Here is a 21,662-nt window from a genome sequence, read left to right on the forward strand (position 1 = left end):
GTCACTGCTCCTGGGGACGCCGGGGCGCGGGGGCCTCGGGGCGGGTCGGGGGGAAGTCGGCGGTGTCGGTGGTGTGCACGGCGAATTCAGGAGATGCGGCGCGGAATTCAGCAGATGCGGCGCGCAGCGCCTCGTCGGAGGGCTGGTGGCGGGAGACGGGCGGGTGGTCCGGGTTCAGCCGTACGACGATGTGGCGGCGCCAGTGGGTGTTGTCGCGCTCGGTGCGGTCCTCGCGCCAGTGGCAGCCGCGGGTCTCCTCGCGCTGCCGGGCGGCGGCGACCAGGACGCGGGCCACGCACAGGAGGTTGGTGGCCTCCCAGGTGTCGACGCCGGGCTCGGCTGTCTTGCCGTTCTCCTCCAGCGCGTCGCGGGCCTCGGTGTGCAGGCGCTGAAGCTGGTCGGCGGCCCGGGCGAGGGACTCGGCGGAGCGCAGCACACCGGCGCCCTCGGACATGATCCGCTGGACGGCGAACCGGGTCTCGGGGGCGAGCAGCGGGTGCGCGGGCTTGTCCGGATACGGCAACGGCTCGGGCACGCGCGCGTGCAGGGCGCCCGCGGCGTGGCTCCCCGCGATGTCGTCGGCGATCCGCTCGGCGTAGACCAGGCCCTCCAGCAGGGAGTTGGAGGCGAGCCGGTTCGCGCCGTGCACGCCGGTGCAGGCGACCTCGCCGCACGCGTACAGGCCGGGCACGGTGGTGCGGCCGTGGAGGTCGGTGCGCACGCCGCCGGAGGCGTAGTGGGCGGCCGGGGCGATCGGGATGGGCTCGTGGACGGGGTCGATGCCGTGGGCGCGGCAGGCGGCGAGGATGGTCGGGAAGCGCTGCTCCCACATGTCGGCGCCGAAGTGCCGGGCGTCGAGGAACATGTGCTCGGCGTCCTGCTCCAGCATGCGGCGCATGATGCCCTTGGCGACGATGTCGCGCGGCGCCAGCTCGGCCAGTTCGTGCTGCCCGACCATGAAGCGCACGCCGTCGGCGTCGACCAGGTGGGCGCCCTCGCCGCGCACCGCCTCCGAGACCAGCGGCTGCTGGCCCTCGGCCTCGGGGCCGAGGAAGAGCACCGTCGGGTGGAACTGCATGAACTCCAGGTCGGAGACCTCCGCGCCCGCGCGCAGGGCGAGCGCCACGCCGTCGCCCGTCGACACGGACGGGTTGGTGGTCGCGGAGAACACCTGCCCCATGCCGCCGGTGGCGAGGACGACCGCGGGCGCGTGCACGGCGCCCACGCCGTCGTGCTGGCCCTCGCCCATGACGTGCAGGGTGACGCCGGCGGTACGGCCGTCGGCGTCGGTGAGCAGGTCGAGCACGAGCGCGTTCTCGATGGTGCGCATCCCGCGCGCGCGTACGGCCTCGACGAGTGCCCGGGAGACCTCGGCGCCGGTCGCGTCGCCGCCCGCGTGGGCGATGCGGCGCCGGTGGTGGCCGCCCTCGCGGGTCAGCTGGAGGCCGCCCTCGGCGGACTCGTCGAAGTGGGCGCCGGTCGCGATGAGCCGCCGTACCGCGTCGGGGCCCTCGGTGACGAGGACGCGCACGGCCTCCTCGTCGCACAGCCCGGCGCCGGCGACGAGGGTGTCCTCGAGGTGCTGCTCGGGGGTGTCGCCCTCGCCGAGGGCGGCGGCGATGCCGCCCTGCGCCCAGCGGGTGGAGCCGTCGTCGAGGCGGGCCTTGGTGACGACGACCGTGTTCAGGCCGGCGGCCTCGCAGCGCAGGGCCGCGGTCAGGCCGGCGACGCCGGAGCCGACGACCACCACGTCCGCGGCGATGGACCACCCGGGGGCGGGCGCGTGCAGTCGTATGCCTGTGCTGGTCACGAGGCGGCTCCGAAGGTGAGAGGAAGGTTGTCGATCAGCCGGGTCGAGCCGACCCGGGCGGCGACGGCGAGGACGGCCTCGCCGGTGAAGTCGTCCCCGATCTCGGTGAAGTCGAAGGGGTCGACGAGTCCGAGGTAGTCCAGTTCGAGCGGCGGGTCGTGGCGGGCGGCCTCGTCGAGGACGGCCCGCGCGGCGGCGCGTACGGCGGCCGGTCCGCCGGGGGCGGCGGTGGCCACGGCGTGCGCGTCGGCGGCGGCGCGGGACTCGCCGAGGGCGCTGAGGGCCTCGGCACGCGCTTGGGTGGCGGGCACCTCACGCGCGCGGGCCCGCAGCGCCTCCTGGGCGGCGTGCCGGTCGCGGCCGGAGAACAGCGCGCGGGACAGCGCGAGGGCGGTGCGCCGCTCCTGCGGGGACAGGTAGCGGTTGCGGCTGGACAGGGCCAGTCCGTCGTCCTCGCGGACGGTGGGCACGCCGACGATCTCGACGCCGAAGTTCAGGTCGCGCACCATGCGCCGGATCAGTGCGAGCTGCTGGGCGTCCTTCTGGCCGTACAGGGCGACGTCGGGGCGGGTGAGGTGCAGCAGCTTGGCGACGACGGTGAGCATGCCGTCGAAGTGGCCGGGGCGCGAGGAGCCCTCCAGCCGCTCCCCCATGGGGCCGGCGCTGACGCGGACCTGCGGCTCGCCGCCGGGGTAGACCTCCTCGACGGACGGCGCGAAGACGGCGTCCGCGCCGGCCTGCTCGGCGATCTTGAGGTCGGCGTCCAGGGTGCGCGGGTAGCGGTCGAGGTCCTCGCCCTTGCCGAACTGCAGCGGGTTGACGAAGACGGTGACGACGACCTCGCCGCCGGCGCCGGCGATCCCGCGCGCGGTGCGGATGAGCGTCGCGTGGCCCTCGTGCAGGGCGCCCATGGTCATCACGACGGCGCGGCGGCCTCCACGCGTGCGTGCGTGGAGTTCGCCGGCGGTGCGCAGCAGGGCGATGGTCATCGGGCGTCCCCTTCGGTGCCGTCGGTCCCGTCGGTCCCGGTGGCGAGTACCCCGAGGAGATCCGTCGCGAGTTCCGGCTTGAGCAGTCCGTGGGCGAGCGCCCGGTCGGCGGTGGCGCGGGCCATCGCCAGGTACCCGGCGACGGTCTGCGGCGCGTGCTTGCGCAGCTGTTCGACGTGCGCGGCGACCGTGCCGGCGTCCCCGCGCGCGACGGGGCCGGTCAGGGCGGCGTCGCCGGAGCGCAGGGCGTTGTCGAGGGCGGCGCCCAGCAGCGGGCCGAGCATCCGGTCGGGCGCCTCGACGCCGGCCTCGCGCAGCAGCTCCATGGACTGGGCGACCAGGGTGACGAGGTGGTTGGCGCCGAGGGCGAGCGCCGCGTGGTACAGCGGGCGCTTCTCCTCGGCGATCCACTCCGGTTCGCCGCCCATCTCGATCACCAGCGCCTCGGCGGCCAGCCGCAGCTCCTCGGGCGCGGTGACACCGAACGAGCAGCCGGCCAGGCGCTGCACGTCCACGGGCGTGCCGGTGAACGTCATCGCCGGGTGCAGGGCCAGCGGCAGCGCGCCCGCGCGCAGCGCCGGGTCGAGCACCTTCGCGCCGTAGCGCCCGGAGGTGTGGACGAGCAGCTGGCCGGGCCGGACGGCGCCGGTCTCGGCGAGGCCCGTGACGAGGCCGGGCAGGGTGTCGTCGGGGACGGTGAGCAGGACCAGGTCGGCGCGCTGGAGGACCTCGGCGGGCGGGACGAGGGGGACGTCGGGCAGCAGCAGCGCGGCGCGCCGCCGGGAGGCGTCGGAGACTCCGGAGACGGCGACCGGGCGGTGCCCGGCGAGCTGGAGGGAGGCGGCGAGCGCGGGGCCCACGCGCCCGGCGCCGACGACGCCGACGGTGAGCCGCGCGGGGCGGTCCCTGGGGTCTGGCTGTTGGCTTGTACTCACGCGACGGCGGCCTTCCGTTCCAGTCCGCTCCGGGTACCGGACGATTTCTCGTCATGTTAACGCTATCGGGTCGGCGGGCGTCCGTCCGTCCACAGGCTGTGGGTTACGCCACGCCCCGCACGGGCGCACCGGAGCGGGGCCGCGGGCACGCGGCGAGAGAGCGCGGGCGCACCGGAGCGGGCCGTGGGGGTAAATGCGGATGCCCGCTCTGTCCGGCCCACGGCATGATCGCGCGCATGAGCGATGTGGCGGAGCAGGGCGGGCAGCGGGTGGACGAGACGGGCGAGTCGGCGCGGCGGGCGGACGAGCCGGCGGACGGCGGGTGGCGCCGGCAGATGCGCGATCGGCGCCTTGTCGCACACAGGGGCGCTCAACGGGTGCTCTCGCGCCCCGGCTATCTGGCGACCCTGCGGGAGCGCCTGGCGTTCCTGGAGCGCGCGGCCCGGCTGCACGACCTCGACGACCGCCCCGACCAGTACGGCGACGGCATCGTCGAGACGCTGGAGGGCCGGGTCGCCGAGCTGCTCGGCACCGAGGCCGCCGCGTTCTTCCCGACCGGCACGATGGCGCAGCAGGTCGCCCTGCGCTGCTGGGCGGCGCGCACCGGCAATCCCACCGTCGCCCTTCACGCGCTGGCCCATCCCCAGGTGCATGAAGGCGGTGCGTTCACCGTCGTCAGCGGGTTGCGCACGGTCCCCGTGACGAGCGCGCCGCGGATGCCGACGGCCGAGGAGGTGCGCTCCTTCCCGGAGCCGTTCGGGGCGCTGATGCTGGAGCTGCCCCTGCGCGACGCCGGTTTCCTGCTGCCGTCCTGGGAGGAGCTCACCGAGGTCGTGGAGGCGGCGCGCGAGCGCGACGCGGTGGTGCACATCGACGGCGCGCGTCTGTGGGAGTCCACGGCCCACTTCGGCCGCCCGCTCGAGGAGATCGCCGGCCTGGCGGACAGCGTGTACGTGTCGTTCTACAAGTCCCTCGACGGCTTCGGCGGCGCGGCCCTGGCCGGCCCCGCGACGCTGGTGGAGGACGCGAAGACCTGGCGGCACCGGTACGGCGGCATGGTCCTGCAGCAGTTCCCGACCGTGCTGTCCGCGCTGGCGGGCCTCGAGTGGGAGCTGCCGCGGCTGCCGGAGTACGTCGCGCACGCGCGCGTGGTCGCCGCCGCGCTGCGCGAGGGCTTCGCGGAATCCGGCCTGCCCTGGGCACGCGTGCACCCCGAGGTGCCGCACACCCACCAGTTCCAGGTCTGGCTGCCCTACGACTGCCGGCTGCTGTCCGAGGCGGCGGTGCGCCAGGGCGAGGAGACGAGGACGCTGCTCTTCCAGAGCCCCTGGGAGGAGGCCGGTCCGGGTCTGGCGCGCACCGAGATCACGGTGCGCGCCGCCGGCCTGGAGTGGGGCGAGGCCGACGTGCGCACCGCGGTGGCCGGCTTCGTCACGCGCGTGCGTGCGCTCGCCGGCTGACGTCCGCGCGCCGCGACCGCAGCCGCAGGCCCAGACGCTGAGGCAGCCGCAGCGGTAGCCGCAGGCGGAGCCGCCGGCTCGCCGGGCGCCCGGCGAGCACCGCGCGGAACCGTCCGTAGTCCCGCAGTTCGCGCACCAGCTGCCACTCGTGGGTGCCGGGCGCGGGCGGTGCCGCCTCACCGTGCTGCAGGGCGCGGTGGGCGTCGAGGAGGTACTGCTGGGTGATGCTCATGACGGATCGCCTCTTCGGGACGTGGAGTGGACGGTGGAACACAGGAGGTCCGGAAGGCTCCGCGGCTGCCCCGGTGTCCTCAGCCTGCGCCCGGCCGACCGCGCACGTCCCGCCGATTGACGGCTGCCGTCAATCGGCGGCGGCGCTGTCAGTGGCGGGGTGCACCATGGGCACATGAGCGTGCGCATCGACATCACGGGGCTGCGGCCGGAACAGGTGGCCGTCGTGCCGTCCGCGCTGGCCGAGCTCGGCATGGCGCTGCACGCCCTGTCCGAACCCGGCCACCACCCGGGCCTGCAGGGCTGGGTGACCGGGGTGACGGCCCGGCTCGACCCGCATCTGGCCGACCGGATGTGCGAGGCCGACTTCCTGTGGCGGACGACGTTCTCCGACCTGTTCCTGCCCTTCGCGGGCATCCCGGGCCGCAGCACCCTGCCCGGGGCCACGCTCGCCGAGGACCTCGACCTGCTGGACAAGCTGTCGGACGAGCAGTTCGTCGACGCCGCGCTGGAGTTCACCTGCACGCCCGCGTCCGTCGCACCGCAGGTGGGGACGCTGGACAACCCGGAGGTGCGCTGCCGCGCCCTGGAGGTGGCCGCCTCCCGGGGCCCCCGGCAGGTGCGTTTCACCCGGCGGCTGCTGGACGAGCCGCCGGTCGTCCGGGCCTGGCTGCGGCGCTTCCTGGAGGACTGCGAGGAGGCCTTCTTCGCCGACGTCTGGGCCCGCTTGCGCCACCAGCTGGCGGCCGACGCCCGGCACAAGACGGAGCTGCTGCGGCGCAAGGGCCTGGCCGAGGCCCTGAGCGCGGTCTCACCCGCGACGAACCTCGACGAGGAGCGCGGGCACATCGTCGTGGACAAGCTGGCGCACGCGCTCACGATCACCGCGGGCGGCGGTTTCCTGCTCGTCCCGACCAGCCTCGGCTGGCCGCATCTGAACGTGCTGCACCGCTGGGGCTGGCAGCCCCTGCTGCACTACCCCGTCGGCTCCCCCGACCTGGCCGCGCCCACCTCGGTCGAGGAGCTCACCCTGCGGATGAGCGCCCTGTCTCACCCGGTGCGCATGCGCATCTGCCGCCATCTGGCCCGCACCGCGTACACCACGGGCGAGCTGGCCCGGGTGCACGGCATGACGCCGCCCGAGATATCCCGGCACCTCGGTGTGCTGAAGAAGGCGGGCCTGATCACCACGCGCCGCCGCGGGCGGTACGTGCTGCACCAGCTGGACGTGACGGTGGTGGCCCGGCTGGGCAGCGACTTCCTGGAGGGGATCCTCCGGTAGTCCGGCGTATCAGTCGAAGCGGATGTGGCGCAGCCCGACCGCCGTCTGGCGCAGCCGCGTGCGCAGCCGGCTCTCGGTGTTCGGGGTCAGCCGCAGGCCGGCCAGGACGGCGATGCGGTCGGCCGTCTTCGGCACCGTGGTGTGGTCGGTCCACAGGTGCTCCGCGAACTCGGGCTTGCGCAGCCGCTCCAGGCAGTGGTCGAGCTGCTGCACGGCCCAGCTTTCGTGCCGCAGCCCGGCCCTCTTGCCGCCGACGAACGACACGAGGTGACCGAAGCCGCGCTCACGCAGCCGCTTCAGCACGGTCTCCCGCTCGGCGAGCAGTGCGAAGTGCCGGACGTCGTGGCCCAGTTCGCGCAGCCGGCCGACCGTTTCCGCGAAGTGTCCGGAGTCCGTGACCGTCATGGGGACGATCACCACGCCGTCATGCCGGGTGAGCGCGAGGTCGAGCACCTCGACGACGCCCTGCCGCCAGGAAGCCAGGTCCTGGAAGTCGCCGCGCAGTTCGGGCGGAAGCATCCGGCGCAGACCGAAGCCGGCGTGCTCGGGGTCGCAGATGACACTGCCGGGCAGCCGGCGCCGTATCTCGTGAGCCGTCTGTGTCTTGCCGCCCCCGAAGGGGCCGTTGATCCACAGGAGCATGGCCCGACACCCTACCGGCGCGGCACCGGCCGGTCAGCCGTGTCCGCCGGCCCGCACCAGCCCCGTCTCGTACGCCAGGACCACCACCTGTACGCGGTCGCGCAGCCCCAGTTTGGTCAGGATGCGGCCCACGTGCGTCTTCACGGTCGCCTCGGACAGCACCAGCCGCGCGGCGATCTCGCCGTTGGACAGGCCCTGCGCGACCAGCACCATCACCTCGCGCTCCCGCTCGGTGAGCCGCCCGAGCTCCTTGACCTGCGGCTCCCGGCCGGCGGACGGCAGCATCGGCGCGAAGCGGTCCAGCAGCCGGCGCGTGGTGGACGGCGCGACGACCGCGTCACCGCTGTGCACGGCCCGGATCGCCGCGAGCAGGTCGCCGGGCGGCACGTCCTTGAGCATGAACCCGGAGGCGCCCGCCTTCAGCCCGGAGAAGGCGTACTCGTCCAGGTCGAAGGTGGTCAGGATGAGCACCTTGGGCGGGTCGGGTTCGGAGCAGACACGGCGGGTGGTCTCGACGCCGTCCAGCTTGGGCATGCGCACGTCCATCAGGACGACGTCGACGGCCGTCGAGCGCAGTACCTGCAGGGCCTCGACGCCGTCACCCGCCTCCGCGACGACCTCCATGTCCGGCTGGGCGGCAAGCACCATCCGGAACCCGGTGCGCAGCAGCACCTGGTCGTCGACGAGCATCACGCGGATCGTCATCGGGCCTCTTCCGTTCGGGTCACAGGGTCGTTCAGTGGGCCGGCTTGAGCGGCAGGAGGGCGCTGATGCGGAATCCTCCGCCCGGGCGCGGCCCGGCGTCCAGGGTGCCGCCGACCATGCCGACCCGCTCGCGCATGCCGATCAGGCCGTGGCCGCCGCCGTCGATGCCGCCCTCGTCGTACAGCTCGTGCGGGGCGCCCTTGCCGTCGTCCTCGATGAGCAGGCCGAGCCCGTCGTCGAAGTACACCAGGCGCACACTGGCGCCCGCGTTCGGCCCGCCGTGCTTGCGGGTGTTGGTGAGCGCTTCCTGCACGATCCGGTACGCGGTCAGCTCGACGCCGCTGGGCAGCGGGCGCGGCGTGCCCTCCACCCGGAAGTCGACGGGCAGTCCGGAGCCCCGGCACTGCTCGACCAGGTCCTCGATCTGCTCCACATCGGGCTGCGGGACGTACTCGCCGCCCTCCTGGTGCTCGCCGGTGCGCAGCACGCCGAGCAGGCGGCGCATCTCGGCGAGGGCCTGCCGGCCGGTGGAGGAGATCGTCTCCAGGGCCTTCTTCGCCTGGTCGGGCGCCGCGTCCAGCACATAGGCGGCGCCGTCGGCCTGGACCACCATCACGGACACGTTGTGCGCGACCACGTCGTGCAGCTCGCGCGCGATCCGGGCGCGCTCGGCGGCCACCGCGACCTTCGCCTGTGCCTCGCGCTCCTTCTCCAGGCGGGCGGCGCGCTCCTCCAGCTGGGCGTAGTAGGCGCGGCGGGTGCGTATCGAGTCGCCCAGCACCCAGGCCAGCGCGAACGGCACGGTCTGGAAGACCACGATCGCAACGTGGCCCGCCAGGCCCGTGTCGTGACTGGGCCAGCGAAGCTGCGCCGCGGTGGCCGCGCCCAGCCCCACGGCCAGCGCCAGCCGGGAGGCCCAGCGGGCGCCGGTCGCGGCGACCGTGTAGGTGATCACCAGCATCGCGAAGTCCGCAGTCATCGTGTCGACGTCCAGGACGAGCTGCACCAGGCCGAGCGCGACGGCCAGCAGCAGCATCTTCTCCGGCATACGCCGCCGCAGCGCGACCACCAGACACAGCAGCAGCACCACCGGCACGATCAGCGCGGGGGCCTTCGTGCCCCGGTTCGCCTGACCGGCCCCCGCGGCCATCAGCGAGATCCCGGACAGGACGACCGCCCAGAAGGCGTCGACCCCGGTCGGGTGTCTGCGGAAGAAGTCGTAGAGGCGCTGCACGTAACCCAGCGTAGGCAAGCGAGATAGGTGCAGGGGTCAACCGGAGGGCCGATCCCCGCCCGGCGGGTGTACTCCCCAAGGTGGAGGCCGCGATCACCTGTACGCCTAGTCTGAGCGGGTGGGCGAGGAGACGGCGGACGGCGTGGACGGCGTGGACGACGCGGACGGCTGGCGCGGCTGGCGGGCCGCGGCCGGGGACGCGCTGTACGGCGCGCACGGTTTCTACCGGAGGCCGGAGGGGCCGGCCGGGCACTTCCGTACGTCCGTGCACGCCTCGCCGCTGTTCGCACGGGCCGTGGCGGCGCTGCTGGTCCGGGTGGACGAGGCCCTGGACCGGCCCGCCGTGCTGGACTTCGTCGACATGGCCGCGGGACGCGGGGAGCTGGCCGCCGGGGTGCTGGCCGCGCTGCCCGCCGAGGTGGCCGCACGCACGCGCGTGCGCGCCGTCGAGATCGCCGGCCGCCCCGCCGGGCTCGATCACCGGATCGAGTGGCTCGCCGAGCCGCCGCGGGAGATCACCGGGCTGCTGTTCGCCAACGAGTGGCTGGACAACGTACCCGTCGAGGTCGCCGAGGTGGACACGTCGGGCACCGCCCGGCTGGTGCTCGTCCGGCGCGACGGCGCCGAGCGGCTGGGCGAGCCGGTGTCGGGCGCGGACGCCGCGTGGCTGGCCCGCTGGTGGCCGCTCACCGGGGAGCCGGGGCTGCGCGCGGAGATCGGACGGCCGCGGGACGAGGCGTGGGCGGCCGCGGCCGGGTGCGTGGCGCGGGGGCTGGCGGTGGCCGTGGACTACGCGCACACGGCGGCGGCGCGGCCTGTGTTCGGCACGCTGACGGGCTTTCGCGAGGGGCGCGAGACGGCGCCCGTACCGGACGGGTCGTGCGACCTCACGGCGCATGTGGCGCTGGACGCGTGCGCCTTGCCGGGCGGGCGGACGCTCCCCCAGCGCGACGCGCTGCGCGCCCTCGGCATCACCGGCGCACGCCCCCCGCTCTCGCTCGCCTCCACCGATCCCGCCGCCTATGTGCGCGCCCTCGCGGGCGCCGGTGAGGCGGCCGAGCTGACCGCGCCGGGCGGCCTCGGCGACTTCGGCTGGCTGCTCCAGCCGGTGGGCGCGCCGGACCCGTTCGCGGCCGGGTGACCGGCCGGCGGCCGTCCGCCGAGGTCGGCCGGTCCGCCGAGGTCAGCTGGTCCATCGAGGTCCGGCGGTCCGCCGCGTGAGCTACTTGTCGATGTCCCCGACCACGAAGAACATCGACCCCAGGATCGCCACCATGTCCGCGACCAGCGTCCCCGGCAGCAGCTCGGTCAGCACCTGGATGTTGTTGTACGACGCCGAGCGCAGCTTCAGCCGGTACGGGGTCTTCTCACCCTTGCTGACCAGGTAGTAGCCGTTGATCCCGAGCGGGTTCTCGGTCCACGCGTACGTGTGCCCCTCGGGTGCCTTCAGCACCTTCGGCAGCCGCTGGTTGATCGGGCCCGGCGGCAGCGCGGCGAGCCGGTCGAGGCAGGCGTCGGCCAGGTCGAGCGCGTTGTGCGTCTGCTCCAGCAGGCACTCGAAGCGGGCCAGGCAGTCGCCCTCGGTCCGCGTGACCACCTTCAGCGTGTCCTGCAGCTCCCCGTAGGCCAGGTACGGCTCGTCGCGGCGCAGGTCGAAGTCGACGCCGGAGGCACGCGCGATGGGGCCGCTCACGCCGTAGGCGTGCACCGCCTCGGGCGCGAGCGTGCCCACGTCCCGGGTGCGCCCGCGGAAGATCTCGTTGCCGAGGACCAGGTCGTCGAAGACGTCCATACGGGAGCGCACGGCGGCGACGGCGGCACGCGCGCGTGCGCTCCAGCCGGCCGGCAGGTCCTCCTTGAGGCCGCCGACGCGGTTGAACATGTAGTGCATGCGCCCGCCGGAGACCTCCTCCATGACGTTCTGCAGCACCTCGCGCTCGCGGAACGCGTAGAAGACCGGCGTGATCCCGCCCAGCTCCAGCGGGTAGGAGCCGAGGAACATCAGGTGGTTGAGCACCCGGTTCAGCTCCGCCAGCAGCGTGCGCGTCCACACCGCGCGCTCGGGCACCTCCATGCCGAGCATCCGCTCGACGGCGAGGACCACGCCCAGCTCGTTGGAGAATGCCGACAGCCAGTCGTGGCGGTTGGCGAGCACGATGATCTGGCGGTAGTCGCGCGCCTCGAAGAGCTTCTCCGCGCCGCGGTGCATATAGCCGATCACCGGCTCCGCGCGCATGATGCGCTCACCGTCCAGCACGAGCTTGAGCCGCAGCACGCCGTGCGTGGACGGGTGCTGGGGCCCGATGTTGAGCACCATGTCGGTGCTCTCCGCGGCGCCGCCGATCCCGACCATGGTCTCCGTCGTAGGAGTCATGGACACAGTCTCTCCTACGTACGCTGGCCCCATGGAAACGGGGAGCCCGCAGGACCGGCGGGATGCGGGAGACACGGGGACGACTCGGCAGACGACGGAGCAGTCTGAGGAGCGGACGGGGCAGCGGACGGCGGAGCCGGTGTGGACCGGGCTGCCACCGGGGCTGCTGCGGATGCGGCGGCTGCTGCTGGTGGTGTGGACGGGGGTGCTCGCCCTGGCCGCCGGGGTGCCGCTCGGCCTGTTCGCCGGGCCGGCCTGGGCGGCGTTCGCGCTGCTGCCCCTGGCGCCGGCGGCGTGGGGCTGGGTGCTGCTCGGCCGTAACTGGCGCTCCTGGCGGTACGCCGAACGCGCCGACGACCTGCTGATCAGCCGGGGTGTGCTGTGGCGCGAGGAGACCGTCGTGCCGTACGGGCGGATGCAGCTGGTCGAGGTCACCTCCGGTCCCGTCGAGCGGTACTTCGGGCTGGCCAGCGTGCAGCTGCACACGGCCGCCGCCGCGACCGACGCGACCATCCCGGGCCTGGAGCCGGCCGAGGCCGAACGGCTGCGCGACCGGCTCACCGAGCTGGGCGAGGCCCGATCGGCGGGGCTGTGACGGCGCCGGACGCCGTGGACGGCGTAGCCGGGGAACGGGTTCTGAACGAGCGGCGGCTGCATCCCGTGACGCCGCTGCGGCGGGCGTGGGCGCCGATCGCGGTGATCGTGGGCTGGGCGGTGCACGACCCCGACCAGGCGCAACGGCAGCTGACCCGGCTGACGACCACGACGCTGCTGCTCGCACTCGCCGTGATCGTCCCCGGAGCCGCGCTGTACGGCTTTCTGACGTGGTGGTTCACGCACTTCTCGGTCACCGACACGGAACTGCGCATCCGTACCGGGCTGCTGTTCCGGCGTATCGCGCACATCCGGCTGGAGCGGATCCAGGCGGTCGACGTCACGCAGCCGCTGCTCGCGCGGATCGCGGGGGTGGCGAAGCTGCGGCTGGACGTGGTCGGCGCGAAGAAGAAGGACGAGCTGGCGTTCCTGGGCGAGCGTGAGGCGCGTGCGCTGCGCGCGGAGCTGCTGGCGCGCGCCGCCGGGTTCGCGCCCGAGACGGCGCACGAGGTCGGGGAGGCGCCGGCGCGCGAGGTGCTGCGCGTGCCGCCGCGGGTGCTCGCGCTCTCGTTGGTGCTGACGGGCGCCACCTGGGGTTCGCTGGTCGCCGCGCTCGTCGTCCCGCCGGTGCTGTGGCTGGCCACCCACAGCCTGTGGACGGTCCTCGCGACCGCGGCGCCGCTGCTGGGCACGGCGGGCGCGAGCAGCGTGGGACGGTTCGTCGCCGAGTACGACTGGACGGTCGGCGAGTCGCCGGACGGGCTGCGCATCGACCGGGGACTGCTGGACCGCAGCCACGAGACGGTGCCGCCGGGGCGGGTGCAGACGGTGCGGATCGTGCAGCCGCTGCTGTGGCGTCGGCGGGGGTGGGTGCGGGTCGAGCTGGACGTGGCCGGGTCGTCGAACTCCGTGCTCGTGCCGGTCGCTCCGCGCGAGGTCGCCGAGGCGGTCGTCGCGCGCGTGCTGCCGGGGGTTGTGGTGCCGGCGATGTCGTCGCTGTCCCGGCCGGGGCGGGGGGCGCGGTGGTGCGTGCCGGTGTGGTGGCGGGGGTACGGGCTTGCCGTCGGCGGGGACGTGTTCGCGGCGCGGCACGGGCTGCTGCGGCGGCACCTCGCGCTCGTGCCGCACGCCAAGGTGCAGAGCGTGCGGGTCACTCAGGGGCCGTGGGAGCGGTTGTGGGGGCTCGCGGATGTGCATGTGGACACGGGGGCCGGCAAGACCGTCACGGGGCGGCTGAGGGGCGCGGGGGAGGCGGCGGAGCTGCTGGGGAGTCAGGCGGAGCGGTCTCGGACGGGGCGGAGGGCTGCGGTGGGGGATCGGTGGATGGCGTAGCCTGCGGCGCCGGGTCGTGTGTCGGGTGCGGGTGCCTGCGGCGCTGGGTGCGTGGTCGTCTGCGGGTGCCTGTGCCTGCGGCGCCGGGTGCGTGGTCGTCTGCGGGTGCGTTGTGGCTGGTCGCGCAGTTCCCCGCGCCCCTTTTGTGCCTGCGGCGGCCCGTTGCGGTTGCGTCGTGGCGTGCGTCGCGCCTACGGCCGGTTTCTGAGGCGGGGCCGGGGTGGGGGGTCTCCGTCCTCGGTCCGGCCGCCCGTCCCCGACGACGGCGCCCACCGCCGGTGCCGGACGCTGCGGGCGGACACCCCCCACCCCGGCCCCTTCCCGCCGTACGCGGGTGCGGCGTCGTCGTGGTGAGCTCCTCGGTCCTGCTAGCTGCCGTCGGGTCAGGATGCCGCTGTGCGGAGGCTCTGGACGTCTATCTGTTCTGTTTCGTCGTGGGCCGTCAGGTCGATGACCTGGCCCGCGCGGGGGGCGTCCTCGGTGGCCGGTTTGAAGGCGGCCTCGGTCTCCGCCTTGTGCAGTGCGAGGGCCTCCTGGCCGACGACGTCGGCGAGGTCCTCGTTCTGGACGGCCTCCAGGGCCGCCGGTGTCGGGGACGCCTTCGTGCCGAAGAAGTCGAATCCGCCGCCGGTCACGGGACGCCGTACGGGCGGGGTGGGCGGTACGACGGCCACCGCGGTCGGTACGGCGAAGTGACCGCCGGGCTGGGTCTCGGCGCTCTCACGTTCCGCCGCGGTCCCGGTGGCGGCGGCCGCGTGCTCCTGCGCGTCGGCCGCCTCGGGCTTCCCCTCCGCCTCGTCCTCCCGCTCGGCGCCGGTGGCGAGGCGGATCAGCGCCGCGTTCGCCGCCCGGAACAGGCGCGTGCCCTCACGGGAGAAGGCCGCCGGGGGCACCGGCCTGTCCTCGCTCACCGCGTCCTTCTTCGGGGGCGCCGGCGGCAGCGCGCGTGCCGGGCCCTCGAGCTCCAGCAGGCGGCGGCCCTCCAGGGCGCTGGCCCGTTCCGTCTCCGCCGTGGCGTAACGGCGCAGCAGGGCCGCGTGCTCGTTGCGCAGGCCCGCCAGCTCGGTGCGCTTGGCCCGCAGCCGCTGCTCCAGCTTGGCGCGCAGTTCGCGTGACTCCTCGAGGTCGGTCTCCAGTTCGGCGACCCGCTCCTCGTACCGCCACTCGTCACCGGCACGCGCGCGCGTGAGGTCGGCGACCTGCTTGCCCGCCTGGATGTCCCAGCGCCGCATGACGAACGCCCCGAGGACGGCCGTCACCGCGCCCGCCCCGGCGACGACGCGCAGCACCAGGGCGTCGGTGGACACCCAGGGGCCCAGGGCGCAGACGACCGAGACGCCTGCGATCGCCGACGGTGGCAGCACCCTGTGCAAGGGCGGGGAATGACGGTGACGTCCACGTGGCATGGCCAGAAACTTACCGCGCGTAGGCGGCTCGTGAAGCCCCGGCCCGTAAAAACAAGGCGATGGGCAAGGGTTCACGGGGCATCGGCAAAAGCCAAGGGGCGCAAGGGCTGTGGTCAGCCCGCCGTCAGCCGGCCGCTCAGCCACGCCAGCGACTCGGGGATCTCGCGCCGCCACGTGTTGAAGTTGTGCCCGCCGCTGTCGAGGATGATGGACGAGATCCGTGTCGTGCCGGTCGCCTTCACCGCGTCGATGAACTTCGTCGTGCTCTTGTAGTTGTTCTCCCCCACCTTGCTGCTGGTGACGAGCAGTGAGGTGTCGGGCGCCGGCATGTGCTTGAGGTACCACATCAGGTCGGCGCGGTTGCGCAGCTGCTTGTCGCCGTGGAAGAGGTCGCCCGTCGTCGGGTCGATCGGCGCCTTGTAGTAGGGCGAGAGGCCCACGGCCGCCGCGTACGTGTCCGGGTGGTGCATGGCGAACTTCAGCGCGCAGTAGCCGCCGGTGGAGTCCCCCATGACGCCCCAGGAGCCGGGTCCGCGGCCCACCCGGTAGTGCCCGGCCAGCGCCTGCGGCAGGTCCTTGGCGAAGAACGTCTCCGTCTGCGGGCCGCCGGGCACGTCCACGCACTCGGTGTCGCGCGGGGGCGCGACCGTCGGGCGCATCATCACCAGGATCATCGGCTGCATCCGGCCCTGCTTGGCGAGATCGCGCGCGGTGCGCGGGTAGTGCAGCTTGTCCACGAGCGCCTCGGCCGTCCCCGGGTACCCGGTCAGCACGACGGCCGCCGGGAACGCGCGCGTGCGGTACTGCGCCTGGAAGTACTCCGGGGGCAGATAGACGTACGCGGGCGTGGCGATGTGCGTCGTGGGGCCGGTGATGGCGATCTTCTGGATCTGCCCGCCGATCTCCGGTCGGCCGCCGGCCTGGCTCACCTTGCGGGTGTCGAGCACCTGGATCGGGCCGCCGTCGGCGCCGTGCGCGTTGTGGTCGACGACCACGCCCTGGCCGTTCTCCTGCCCGAAGAGGTCGGCCCAGCTGGCGTAGAAGCCGAAGGAACGGTTCGCCGCGAGTCCCACGCACGCGAACAGCGTCACCTGCGTGATCAGGAGCAGCCCGACCCGCCCGGCGATCGCGCGCCAGTTGCGGCGGGACAGACGCGGCCACAGCCACACCGTGCCGATGAACAGCACCGCGGCGACCACGATCGCCAGCACCAGCACCTTTTTGCTCGTGAGACCCATGGGGTGTTCCTGCCTGCGCTTTCCATCCGGGACCGGCGCAACCCACGCTTCCTTCGCGAAGGCTTGCCCCGGACTTTCCTCGGCCTTTGAACCGGCTTTGACGGGGCGAGTGAACCTCTCCCCCCGAGACACCGTCCTAGAGGACGCAATGTCGCCGGATGCCCCATACGGCACCGGGTTCAAGGTCTCTCGCAGAACTACGGGATGCGATGTCTGTCAGGGAAGATGGGGAAATGTCGGACGGGGTTCCGAGCCGATCAAGCCGGCTGCGGCGTGTTGTGCGCGGCCCGCGCCCCGAGGCCAGTCCGGTCCTCGTCGGCAGAGCGGCCGCACTGGTGGGTGTCCTGGACATCGCCGCGGGGGTCTTTCCGCGGTTCAGGCACAGCCGTATGCACGCCATCGCCGAGGTGCTGCCCGGATCGTTCGGGCCGTTCGCCGCGGCGGTCTCGCTGGCCGACGGAATCCTGCTGCTGCTGCTCGCCCACGGTCTCAAGCGCGGCAAGCGCCGTGCCTGGCGCGCCGCCGTCGTCCTGCTGCCGATCGGCGCGGTGGCCCAGTTCGTGTACCGGCACTCGGTCATCGGGGTGCTGATCTCCGTCGCGCTGCTCGCGCCGCTGATCCTGCACCGCGAGCAGTTCACGGCCCTGCCCGACCCGCGCAGCCGCTGGCGGGCCCTGGCCAATTTCGTCCTCATGAGCGCCGGTTCCCTCGTGCTGGGCCTGATCATCGTCAGCGTCCATCCCAACCGGATGGTCGGCGACCCGAGCCTGGCCGACCGGATCACGCACGTGATCTACGGCCTGTTCGGCTTCGAGGGCCCGGTCGACTACCAGGGCAACACCTCCTGGACCGTCGCCTTCTCCCTCGGGGCGCTCGGCTGGCTGACCGCCGTCACCACCATCTATCTCGCCTTCCGCCCCGAGCACCCGGCCGCCCGCCTCACCGAGGACGACGAGGCGCGGCTGCGGGACCTGCTCGCCAAGCACGGCGGACGCGACTCCCTCGGCCACTTCGCGCTGCGCCGCGACAAGGCCGTCGTCTTCTCCCCCAGCGGCAAGGCCGCCGTCACCTACCGCGTCGTCTCCGGCGTGATGCTCGCCAGCGGCGACCCCATCGGCGACGTCGAGGCCTGGCCGGGCGCCATCGAGCGGTTCATGGACGAGGCCAAGGCCCACTCCTGGACGCCCGCCGTGGTCGGCTGCTCCGAGACCGGCGGCGAGGTCTGGACCCGCGAGACCGGCCTCGACGCCCTCGAACTGGGCGACGAGGCGGTGGTGGACGTCAAGGATTTCTCCCTGGCCGGCCGCGCGATGCGCAACGTGCGCCAGATGGTCAAGCGCATCGAGCGGGCGGGTTACGAGACGCGGGTACGGCGTGTCGGTGACCTCGGCGAGGCCGAGCTGGAGCGCATCCGGCGCGCCGCCGACGACTGGCGCGGCACCGACACCGAGCGTGGCTTCTCCATGGCGCTGGGCCGCCTCGGCGACCCCGCCGACGCCGACTGCCTCGTCGCCACCGCCCACAAGGCCGACGAGTCCGGCGCGTACGGCGACCTCAAGGCGATCCTGCACTTCGTGCCCTGGGGCACCGACGGCGTCTCGCTGGACCTGATGCGACGCGACCGCAGCGCCGACCCGGGCATGAACGAGCTGCTGATCGTGGCCGCCCTGCAAGCCGCCCCGAAGCTCGGCATCGAGCGCATCTCGCTGAACTTCGCCGTCTTCCGCTCGGCGCTGGCGCGCGGCGAGAAGCTCGGCGCGGGCCCGGTGCTGCGCACCTGGCGCGGGCTGCTGATCTTCCTCTCGCGCTGGTTCCAGATCGAGTCGCTGTACAAGTTCAACGCGAAGTTCCAGCCGCGCTGGGAGCCGCGCTTCATCGTCTACCGCGCCTCCGCCGACCTGCCGCGCATCGGCTTCGCCTACATGCAGGCCGAGGGCTTCGTGAACCTCGCCCCGCCGCTGCCGCGCTTCCTGCGCCGCCGCGGCGCCGCCCAGCGCCCGTGCGCCCACGGCGTGCCCGAACGGGACGTGCGCGCGGCCTGACCCACCGCTTCGGCGGACACCACCGGCCCGGGCGCGGGTCCCCTCAGCACCGGGGCCCGCGCCCGGGCCGTACGGCGATACGGCCCCGGTGAGGGGCCTAGGCTGAAGATATGAGCAACCACAGCGGACGCCGGCGCGTCGCGGGCCTTCCGGACTGGGACCGCTGCGCGGTCATGGGTGTCGTGAACGTCACCCCGGACTCCTTCTCCGACGGCGGCCGCTGGTTCGACACGACCGCCGCCGTCAAGCACGGCCTCGACCTCGTCGCCCAGGGCGCCGACCTGGTCGACGTCGGCGGCGAGTCCACCCGCCCGGGCGCCACCCGCGTCGACGAGGACGAGGAGCTGCGCCGGGTCATCCCCGTGGTGCGCGGTCTCGCCTCGGAGGGCGTCGTCGTCTCCGTGGACACCATGCGCGCGTCCGTCGCCGCGCGGTCCCTCGCGGCCGGCGCCGCCCTCGTCAACGACGTCAGCGGCGGCATGGCCGACCCCGCGATGATCCCCGCGGTCGCCGACGCCGGCGCCCCCTTCGTCGTCATGCACTGGCGCGGCTTCCTCCAGGGCGGCAACGTCCCGGGCCACTACGCCGACGTCGTCACCGAGGTCGTCGACGAGCTCCACGCGCGCGTGCAGGCCGCCCTGGCCGGCGGCATCGCCCCCGACCGGGTCATCGTCGACCCCGGCCTGGGCTTCTCCAAGGACGCCGAGCACGACCTCGCCCTCCTCGCCGACGCGCACCGGCTCCACGCGCTCGGCCACCCGCTGCTCATCGCCGCCTCCCGCAAGCGGTTCCTCGGCCGTGTCCTCGCCGGCCCCGACGGCGCGCCCCCGCCCGCCCGCGAACGCGACTCCGCCACGGCCGCCGTCTCCGCGCTCGCCGCGCACGCGGGCGCGTGGGCGGTCCGCGTCCACGAGGTCCGCGCCACGGCGGACGCGGTACGGGTCGCCCGCGCCGTCGAGGGAGCGCGTACGGCGCCCGGCGCGCACCCCGCCTCCTCCGCGCCCGCGTCCCCCGAGCCCGCGCCCGCGCGGCCCGCCTCCTCTCCCGAGCCCGGCGCCCACCGGCCCGAAGGAGCCCGGTGAGCGCCCCGCACACCGACGTCGAACAGGTCGAGGCCGCCAACACGGCCTTCTACGAGGCACTGGAACGGGGCGACTTCGAGGAGGTCGCCTCGACCTGGCTCACCCCGGCCGACCTGGGCGTCGACGAGACCTACCACGACCCGGCCGACGCCGGCGTGGTCTCCTGCGTGCACCCCGGCTGGCCCGTGCTCACCGGCCGCGGCGAGGTCCTGCGCTCGTACGCGCTGATCATGGCGAACACCGACTACATCCAGTTCTTCCTCACCGACGTGCATGTCTCGGTCACCGGGGACACGGCCGTGGTCACCTGCACGGAGAACATCCTCAGCGGCGGCCCCGCCCCCACCGACGGCGAGGAGCTGGGACCGCTCGTGGGGCAGCTCGTGGTCGCCACGAACGTGTTCCGGCGCACGCCGGAGGGGTGGAAGCTCTGGTCGCACCACGCCTCGCCCGTTCTGGCCGAAAACGACGAGGACGAGAGCGAGGAGTCACCCTCCTGAGTGGGTAGGCGATCTACGGGAACGCCCGCGGGACCAAGAAGTGGTTGGAATCACGGGCGCCCGGGTAGGGGCGGCTACCAGCCCGTGAGCCAGCGGGTTTCCCAGGGGAAACACGCGGTGAACCCTTCCCGACCCCGACCGGCCCGGCGCCCCGTGGCCCGGCCCTGTCAGTGCCCGCAGGTAGATTCGACTGAGGCCGACGCACCGCCCGCACGCGGTACGTACCGGCCGCACCCGACGATTGCAGGAGTGATTCGCGTGGATCGTGTCGCGCTGCGCGGCCTGAAGGCCCGCGGGCACCACGGTGTGTTCCCCAAGGAACGCGAAGAGGGCCAGACCTTCATCGTGGACCTCGTCCTCGGCCTGGACACCCGGCCGGCCGCGGCGGACGACGACCTGGCGAAGACCGTGCACTACGGCATCGTGGCCGAGGAGGTCGTGGCCGCCGTCCAGGGCGAGCCCGTCGACCTCATCGAGACCCTCGCCGAGCGCATCGCCCAGGTGTGTCTGAAGCACGAGGGGGTCAAGGAGGTCGAGGTGTGCGTCCACAAGCCGGACGCTCCGATCACCGTCCCCTTCGACGACGTGACCGTCACGATCACCCGGAGCCGAGTATGACCGCACCCTTCACCAAGGGCCACAGCGACCCGACCGTACAGCCGGTACCCGCCTCCGTGGTCGAGCAGGTCGACGCCGCCGACACCACGCTGCAGAACCCGAAACGGGCCGTGATCGCTCTCGGCTCCAACCTCGGCAACCGGCTCGAGACCCTCCAGGGCGCCATCGACGCCCTGGAGGACACGCCGGGCGTACGCGTCAAGGCCGTCTCCACGGTCTACGAGACCGAGCCGTGGGGCGTCGACCCCGGCAGTCAGCCGTCGTACTTCAACGCCGTGGTGCTGGTGAAGACCACCCTGCCCCCGTCCTCCCTGCTGGAGCGGGCGCACGCGGTGGAGGAGGCCTTCCACCGGACGCGCTCCGAGCGCTGGGGTGCGCGCACCCTCGACGTCGACATCGTCGCCTACGCCGGTGTCCTGTCCGACGACCCGCACCTGACTCTTCCTCACCCGCGCGCGCACGAACGCGCCTTCGTCCTCGCTCCGTGGTACGACGTCGAGCCCGACGCCGAACTCCCCGGCCGCGGCACGATCGGACAGCTCCTCGACTCCGTCACCCGCGAAGGTGTCGCGCCCCGCAAGGACCTGGAACTCCACCTGCCCGAGTAGTCGTTAAGGTCGAGGCGGGGCCGCGTGCGCGGCCGCACAGGACGGGAGCCGCCCGTCACCCGGTCCGGGGGAGCTGAAGGGTCACCGTGAAAGAGCTGCGCATCAGGGTGCTGGCCGGTGTGTTGGTCGTCGCCGGAATCCTGTCCTGGGCGGGCGCCCGCCTGTGGAACTCGGTGGGCACCCTGCCCAGCGTCCCCGTGGCCGCCCCGATCGTCCTCGCGCTGATCGCGGTGGTCCTGCTGGCCACGGCGCTGTCGCTGCGCGCCCGCCTCAGGGCGCAGCGCGACCGCGTCCCCGACGCCAAGGGCGTGGACCCGCTGATGGCGGCCCGGGCGGTCGTCTTCGGGCAGGCCAGCGCGCTGGTCGCCGCCCTCGTCGCCGGCATGTACGGCGGCACGGGCGTCCTGCTGCTGGAGCTCCTCGACATCCCGGCCCGCCGCGACCAGGCCATCTACGCCGGCCTCTCGGTCGTCGCGGGCATCTGCGTGATGGCGGCGGCGCTCTTCCTTGAGCGGGTCTGCAAGCTCCCGGAGGACGACGACCAGAGCAACAACAACGGGGCGGCACACCCGGCGTGAGG

At 73.7% G+C, this 21,662-nt stretch carries 21 protein-coding genes; 11 read left to right on the plus strand and 10 right to left on the minus strand.

Going from position 1 to position 21,662, the window contains the following annotated elements; genetic code table 11:
• Position 1: 1 nt before the first annotated feature.
• Genes AC0B9F_RS31200 through AC0B9F_RS31210 form a run of 3 tightly spaced genes read right to left on the minus strand, consistent with a single transcriptional unit; the run spans position 2 to position 3,734 of the window.
• Positions 2–1,810, minus strand: a complete 1,809-nt coding sequence (locus tag AC0B9F_RS31200) for an L-aspartate oxidase (RefSeq protein ID WP_472008175.1) — start codon at positions 1,808–1,810, stop codon at positions 2–4.
• On the minus strand, positions 1,807–2,799 hold the full coding sequence (panC, locus tag AC0B9F_RS31205) for a pantoate--beta-alanine ligase (protein ID WP_472008176.1): 993 nt from the start codon (positions 2,797–2,799) through the stop codon (positions 1,807–1,809). Before panC ends, AC0B9F_RS31200 begins: the two co-directional genes overlap by 4 nt.
• Positions 2,796–3,734 carry a Rossmann-like and DUF2520 domain-containing protein gene (locus AC0B9F_RS31210; RefSeq protein ID WP_472008177.1) on the minus strand — a complete coding sequence of 313 codons (939 nt, stop codon included), beginning with the start codon at positions 3,732–3,734 and terminating at the stop codon, positions 2,796–2,798. The genes panC and AC0B9F_RS31210 overlap by 4 nt, the downstream gene beginning before the upstream one ends.
• A gap of 236 nt (positions 3,735–3,970) precedes the next feature.
• Here AC0B9F_RS31210 and AC0B9F_RS31215 point away from each other — a divergent pair, with 236 nt between their 5' ends.
• Positions 3,971–5,194 carry a threonine aldolase family protein gene (locus tag AC0B9F_RS31215; RefSeq protein ID WP_472008178.1) on the plus strand — a complete coding sequence of 408 codons (1,224 nt, stop codon included), beginning with the start codon at positions 3,971–3,973 and terminating at the stop codon, positions 5,192–5,194.
• Here the strand turns inward: AC0B9F_RS31215 and AC0B9F_RS31220 are convergent.
• Positions 5,166–5,426: a hypothetical protein gene (locus AC0B9F_RS31220; RefSeq protein WP_472008179.1), complete on the minus strand. Its 261-nt coding sequence runs from the start codon at positions 5,424–5,426 to the stop codon at positions 5,166–5,168. The two genes, AC0B9F_RS31215 and AC0B9F_RS31220, sit on opposite strands and share 29 nt — an antisense overlap.
• Positions 5,427–5,600: 174 nt before the next feature.
• On the opposite strand from AC0B9F_RS31220, the gene AC0B9F_RS31225 reads away from it, so the two are divergent.
• Positions 5,601–6,707 carry a DUF5937 family protein gene (locus AC0B9F_RS31225; protein WP_472008180.1) on the plus strand — a complete coding sequence of 369 codons (1,107 nt, stop codon included), beginning with the start codon at positions 5,601–5,603 and terminating at the stop codon, positions 6,705–6,707.
• A 9-nt stretch (positions 6,708–6,716) separates the two neighbouring features.
• Here the strand turns inward: AC0B9F_RS31225 and AC0B9F_RS31230 are convergent, their stop codons facing one another.
• The 3 genes from AC0B9F_RS31230 to AC0B9F_RS31240 are packed head-to-tail and all read right to left on the minus strand — an operon-like array spanning position 6,717 to position 9,288.
• Entirely contained in the window at positions 6,717–7,349 is a 633-nt protein-coding gene (locus AC0B9F_RS31230) for an AAA family ATPase (RefSeq protein ID WP_472008181.1), read from the minus strand.
• Positions 7,350–7,382: 33 nt separating this feature from the next.
• The gene (locus tag AC0B9F_RS31235) at positions 7,383–8,054 is read right to left on the minus strand and encodes a response regulator (RefSeq protein ID WP_472008182.1); all 672 of its coding nucleotides are present in this window, start codon (positions 8,052–8,054) and stop codon (positions 7,383–7,385) included.
• Between the two features lie 31 nt (positions 8,055–8,085).
• Positions 8,086–9,288 (minus strand): sensor histidine kinase, encoded by a 1,203-nt coding sequence (locus AC0B9F_RS31240; protein ID WP_472008183.1) that lies wholly within the window; start codon positions 9,286–9,288, stop codon positions 8,086–8,088.
• Positions 9,289–9,406: 118 nt separating this feature from the next.
• Between AC0B9F_RS31240 and AC0B9F_RS31245 the strand changes: the two genes are divergently transcribed.
• Positions 9,407–10,429, plus strand: coding sequence for an SAM-dependent methyltransferase (locus AC0B9F_RS31245; protein WP_472008184.1), 1,023 nt, complete (start codon positions 9,407–9,409; stop codon positions 10,427–10,429).
• A gap of 81 nt (positions 10,430–10,510) precedes the next feature.
• On the opposite strand, the gene AC0B9F_RS31250 is transcribed toward AC0B9F_RS31245, so the two are convergent.
• Positions 10,511–11,662, minus strand: a complete 1,152-nt coding sequence (locus AC0B9F_RS31250) for an NADH-quinone oxidoreductase subunit D (RefSeq protein WP_472008186.1) — start codon at positions 11,660–11,662, stop codon at positions 10,511–10,513.
• 31 nt (positions 11,663–11,693) lie between these two features.
• On the opposite strand from AC0B9F_RS31250, the gene AC0B9F_RS31255 reads away from it, so the two are divergent.
• Positions 11,694–12,257 carry a PH domain-containing protein gene (locus AC0B9F_RS31255; RefSeq protein WP_472008188.1) on the plus strand — a complete coding sequence of 188 codons (564 nt, stop codon included), beginning with the start codon at positions 11,694–11,696 and terminating at the stop codon, positions 12,255–12,257.
• Complete coding sequence (locus AC0B9F_RS31260) at positions 12,254–13,588, plus strand: PH domain-containing protein (protein WP_472008190.1); 1,335 nt, start codon at positions 12,254–12,256, stop codon at positions 13,586–13,588. Before AC0B9F_RS31255 ends, AC0B9F_RS31260 begins: the two co-directional genes overlap by 4 nt.
• A gap of 383 nt (positions 13,589–13,971) precedes the next feature.
• Here AC0B9F_RS31260 and AC0B9F_RS31265 read toward each other — a convergent pair whose 3' ends face one another.
• Positions 13,972–14,994, minus strand: a complete 1,023-nt coding sequence (locus tag AC0B9F_RS31265) for a hypothetical protein (protein WP_472008191.1) — start codon at positions 14,992–14,994, stop codon at positions 13,972–13,974.
• Positions 14,995–15,107: 113 nt separating this feature from the next.
• Positions 15,108–16,232: an alpha/beta hydrolase gene (locus AC0B9F_RS31270; RefSeq protein ID WP_472008193.1), complete on the minus strand. Its 1,125-nt coding sequence runs from the start codon at positions 16,230–16,232 to the stop codon at positions 15,108–15,110.
• A gap of 233 nt (positions 16,233–16,465) precedes the next feature.
• On the opposite strand from AC0B9F_RS31270, the gene AC0B9F_RS31275 reads away from it, so the two are divergent.
• The 6 genes from AC0B9F_RS31275 to AC0B9F_RS31300 all read left to right on the plus strand — a co-directional run bounded on the left by AC0B9F_RS31275 (position 16,466) and on the right by AC0B9F_RS31300 (position 21,660).
• Positions 16,466–18,274 (plus strand): phosphatidylglycerol lysyltransferase domain-containing protein, encoded by a 1,809-nt coding sequence (locus AC0B9F_RS31275; RefSeq protein ID WP_472008195.1) that lies wholly within the window; start codon positions 16,466–16,468, stop codon positions 18,272–18,274.
• A gap of 110 nt (positions 18,275–18,384) precedes the next feature.
• Entirely contained in the window at positions 18,385–19,356 is a 972-nt protein-coding gene (gene folP / locus AC0B9F_RS31280; protein ID WP_472008197.1) for a dihydropteroate synthase, read from the plus strand.
• Positions 19,353–19,856 carry a nuclear transport factor 2 family protein gene (locus AC0B9F_RS31285; RefSeq protein ID WP_472008198.1) on the plus strand — a complete coding sequence of 168 codons (504 nt, stop codon included), beginning with the start codon at positions 19,353–19,355 and terminating at the stop codon, positions 19,854–19,856. Before folP ends, AC0B9F_RS31285 begins: the two co-directional genes overlap by 4 nt.
• Positions 19,857–20,114: 258 nt before the next feature.
• Positions 20,115–20,474, plus strand: coding sequence for a dihydroneopterin aldolase (gene folB / locus AC0B9F_RS31290; protein WP_472008199.1), 360 nt, complete (start codon positions 20,115–20,117; stop codon positions 20,472–20,474).
• Positions 20,471–21,082: a 2-amino-4-hydroxy-6-hydroxymethyldihydropteridine diphosphokinase gene (gene folK / locus AC0B9F_RS31295; protein ID WP_472008201.1), complete on the plus strand. Its 612-nt coding sequence runs from the start codon at positions 20,471–20,473 to the stop codon at positions 21,080–21,082. Before folB ends, folK begins: the two co-directional genes overlap by 4 nt.
• 86 nt (positions 21,083–21,168) lie before the next feature.
• Positions 21,169–21,660: a DUF3180 domain-containing protein gene (locus AC0B9F_RS31300; RefSeq protein ID WP_472008202.1), complete on the plus strand. Its 492-nt coding sequence runs from the start codon at positions 21,169–21,171 to the stop codon at positions 21,658–21,660.
• Positions 21,661–21,662: the final 2 nt, after the last annotated feature.

It is taken from the genome of Streptomyces sp. NPDC097129, assembly GCF_055668065.1.

Bases quoted from the DNA above. Each gene is read 5' to 3' on its own strand.
- folP (WP_472008197.1), top strand. From the start codon at position 18,385: ATGAGCAACCACAGCGGACGCCGGCGCGTCGCGGGCCTTCCGGACTGG.
- AC0B9F_RS31225 (WP_472008180.1), top strand. From the start codon at position 5,601: ATGAGCGTGCGCATCGACATCACGGGGCTGCGGCCGGAACAGGTGGCC.
- AC0B9F_RS31220 (WP_472008179.1), bottom strand. From the start codon at position 5,426: ATGAGCATCACCCAGCAGTACCTCCTCGACGCCCACCGCGCCCTGCAG.
- panC (WP_472008176.1), bottom strand. From the start codon at position 2,799: ATGACCATCGCCCTGCTGCGCACCGCCGGCGAACTCCACGCACGCACG.
- AC0B9F_RS31230 (WP_472008181.1), bottom strand. From the start codon at position 7,349: ATGCTCCTGTGGATCAACGGCCCCTTCGGGGGCGGCAAGACACAGACG.
- AC0B9F_RS31250 (WP_472008186.1), bottom strand. From the start codon at position 11,662: ATGACTCCTACGACGGAGACCATGGTCGGGATCGGCGGCGCCGCGGAG.
- AC0B9F_RS31270 (WP_472008193.1), bottom strand. From the start codon at position 16,232: ATGGGTCTCACGAGCAAAAAGGTGCTGGTGCTGGCGATCGTGGTCGCC.
- AC0B9F_RS31275 (WP_472008195.1), top strand. From the start codon at position 16,466: ATGTCGGACGGGGTTCCGAGCCGATCAAGCCGGCTGCGGCGTGTTGTG.
- AC0B9F_RS31255 (WP_472008188.1), top strand. From the start codon at position 11,694: ATGGAAACGGGGAGCCCGCAGGACCGGCGGGATGCGGGAGACACGGGG.
- AC0B9F_RS31215 (WP_472008178.1), top strand. From the start codon at position 3,971: ATGAGCGATGTGGCGGAGCAGGGCGGGCAGCGGGTGGACGAGACGGGC.
- AC0B9F_RS31265 (WP_472008191.1), bottom strand. From the start codon at position 14,994: ATGCCACGTGGACGTCACCGTCATTCCCCGCCCTTGCACAGGGTGCTG.
- folK (WP_472008201.1), top strand. From the start codon at position 20,471: ATGACCGCACCCTTCACCAAGGGCCACAGCGACCCGACCGTACAGCCG.
- AC0B9F_RS31235 (WP_472008182.1), bottom strand. From the start codon at position 8,054: ATGACGATCCGCGTGATGCTCGTCGACGACCAGGTGCTGCTGCGCACC.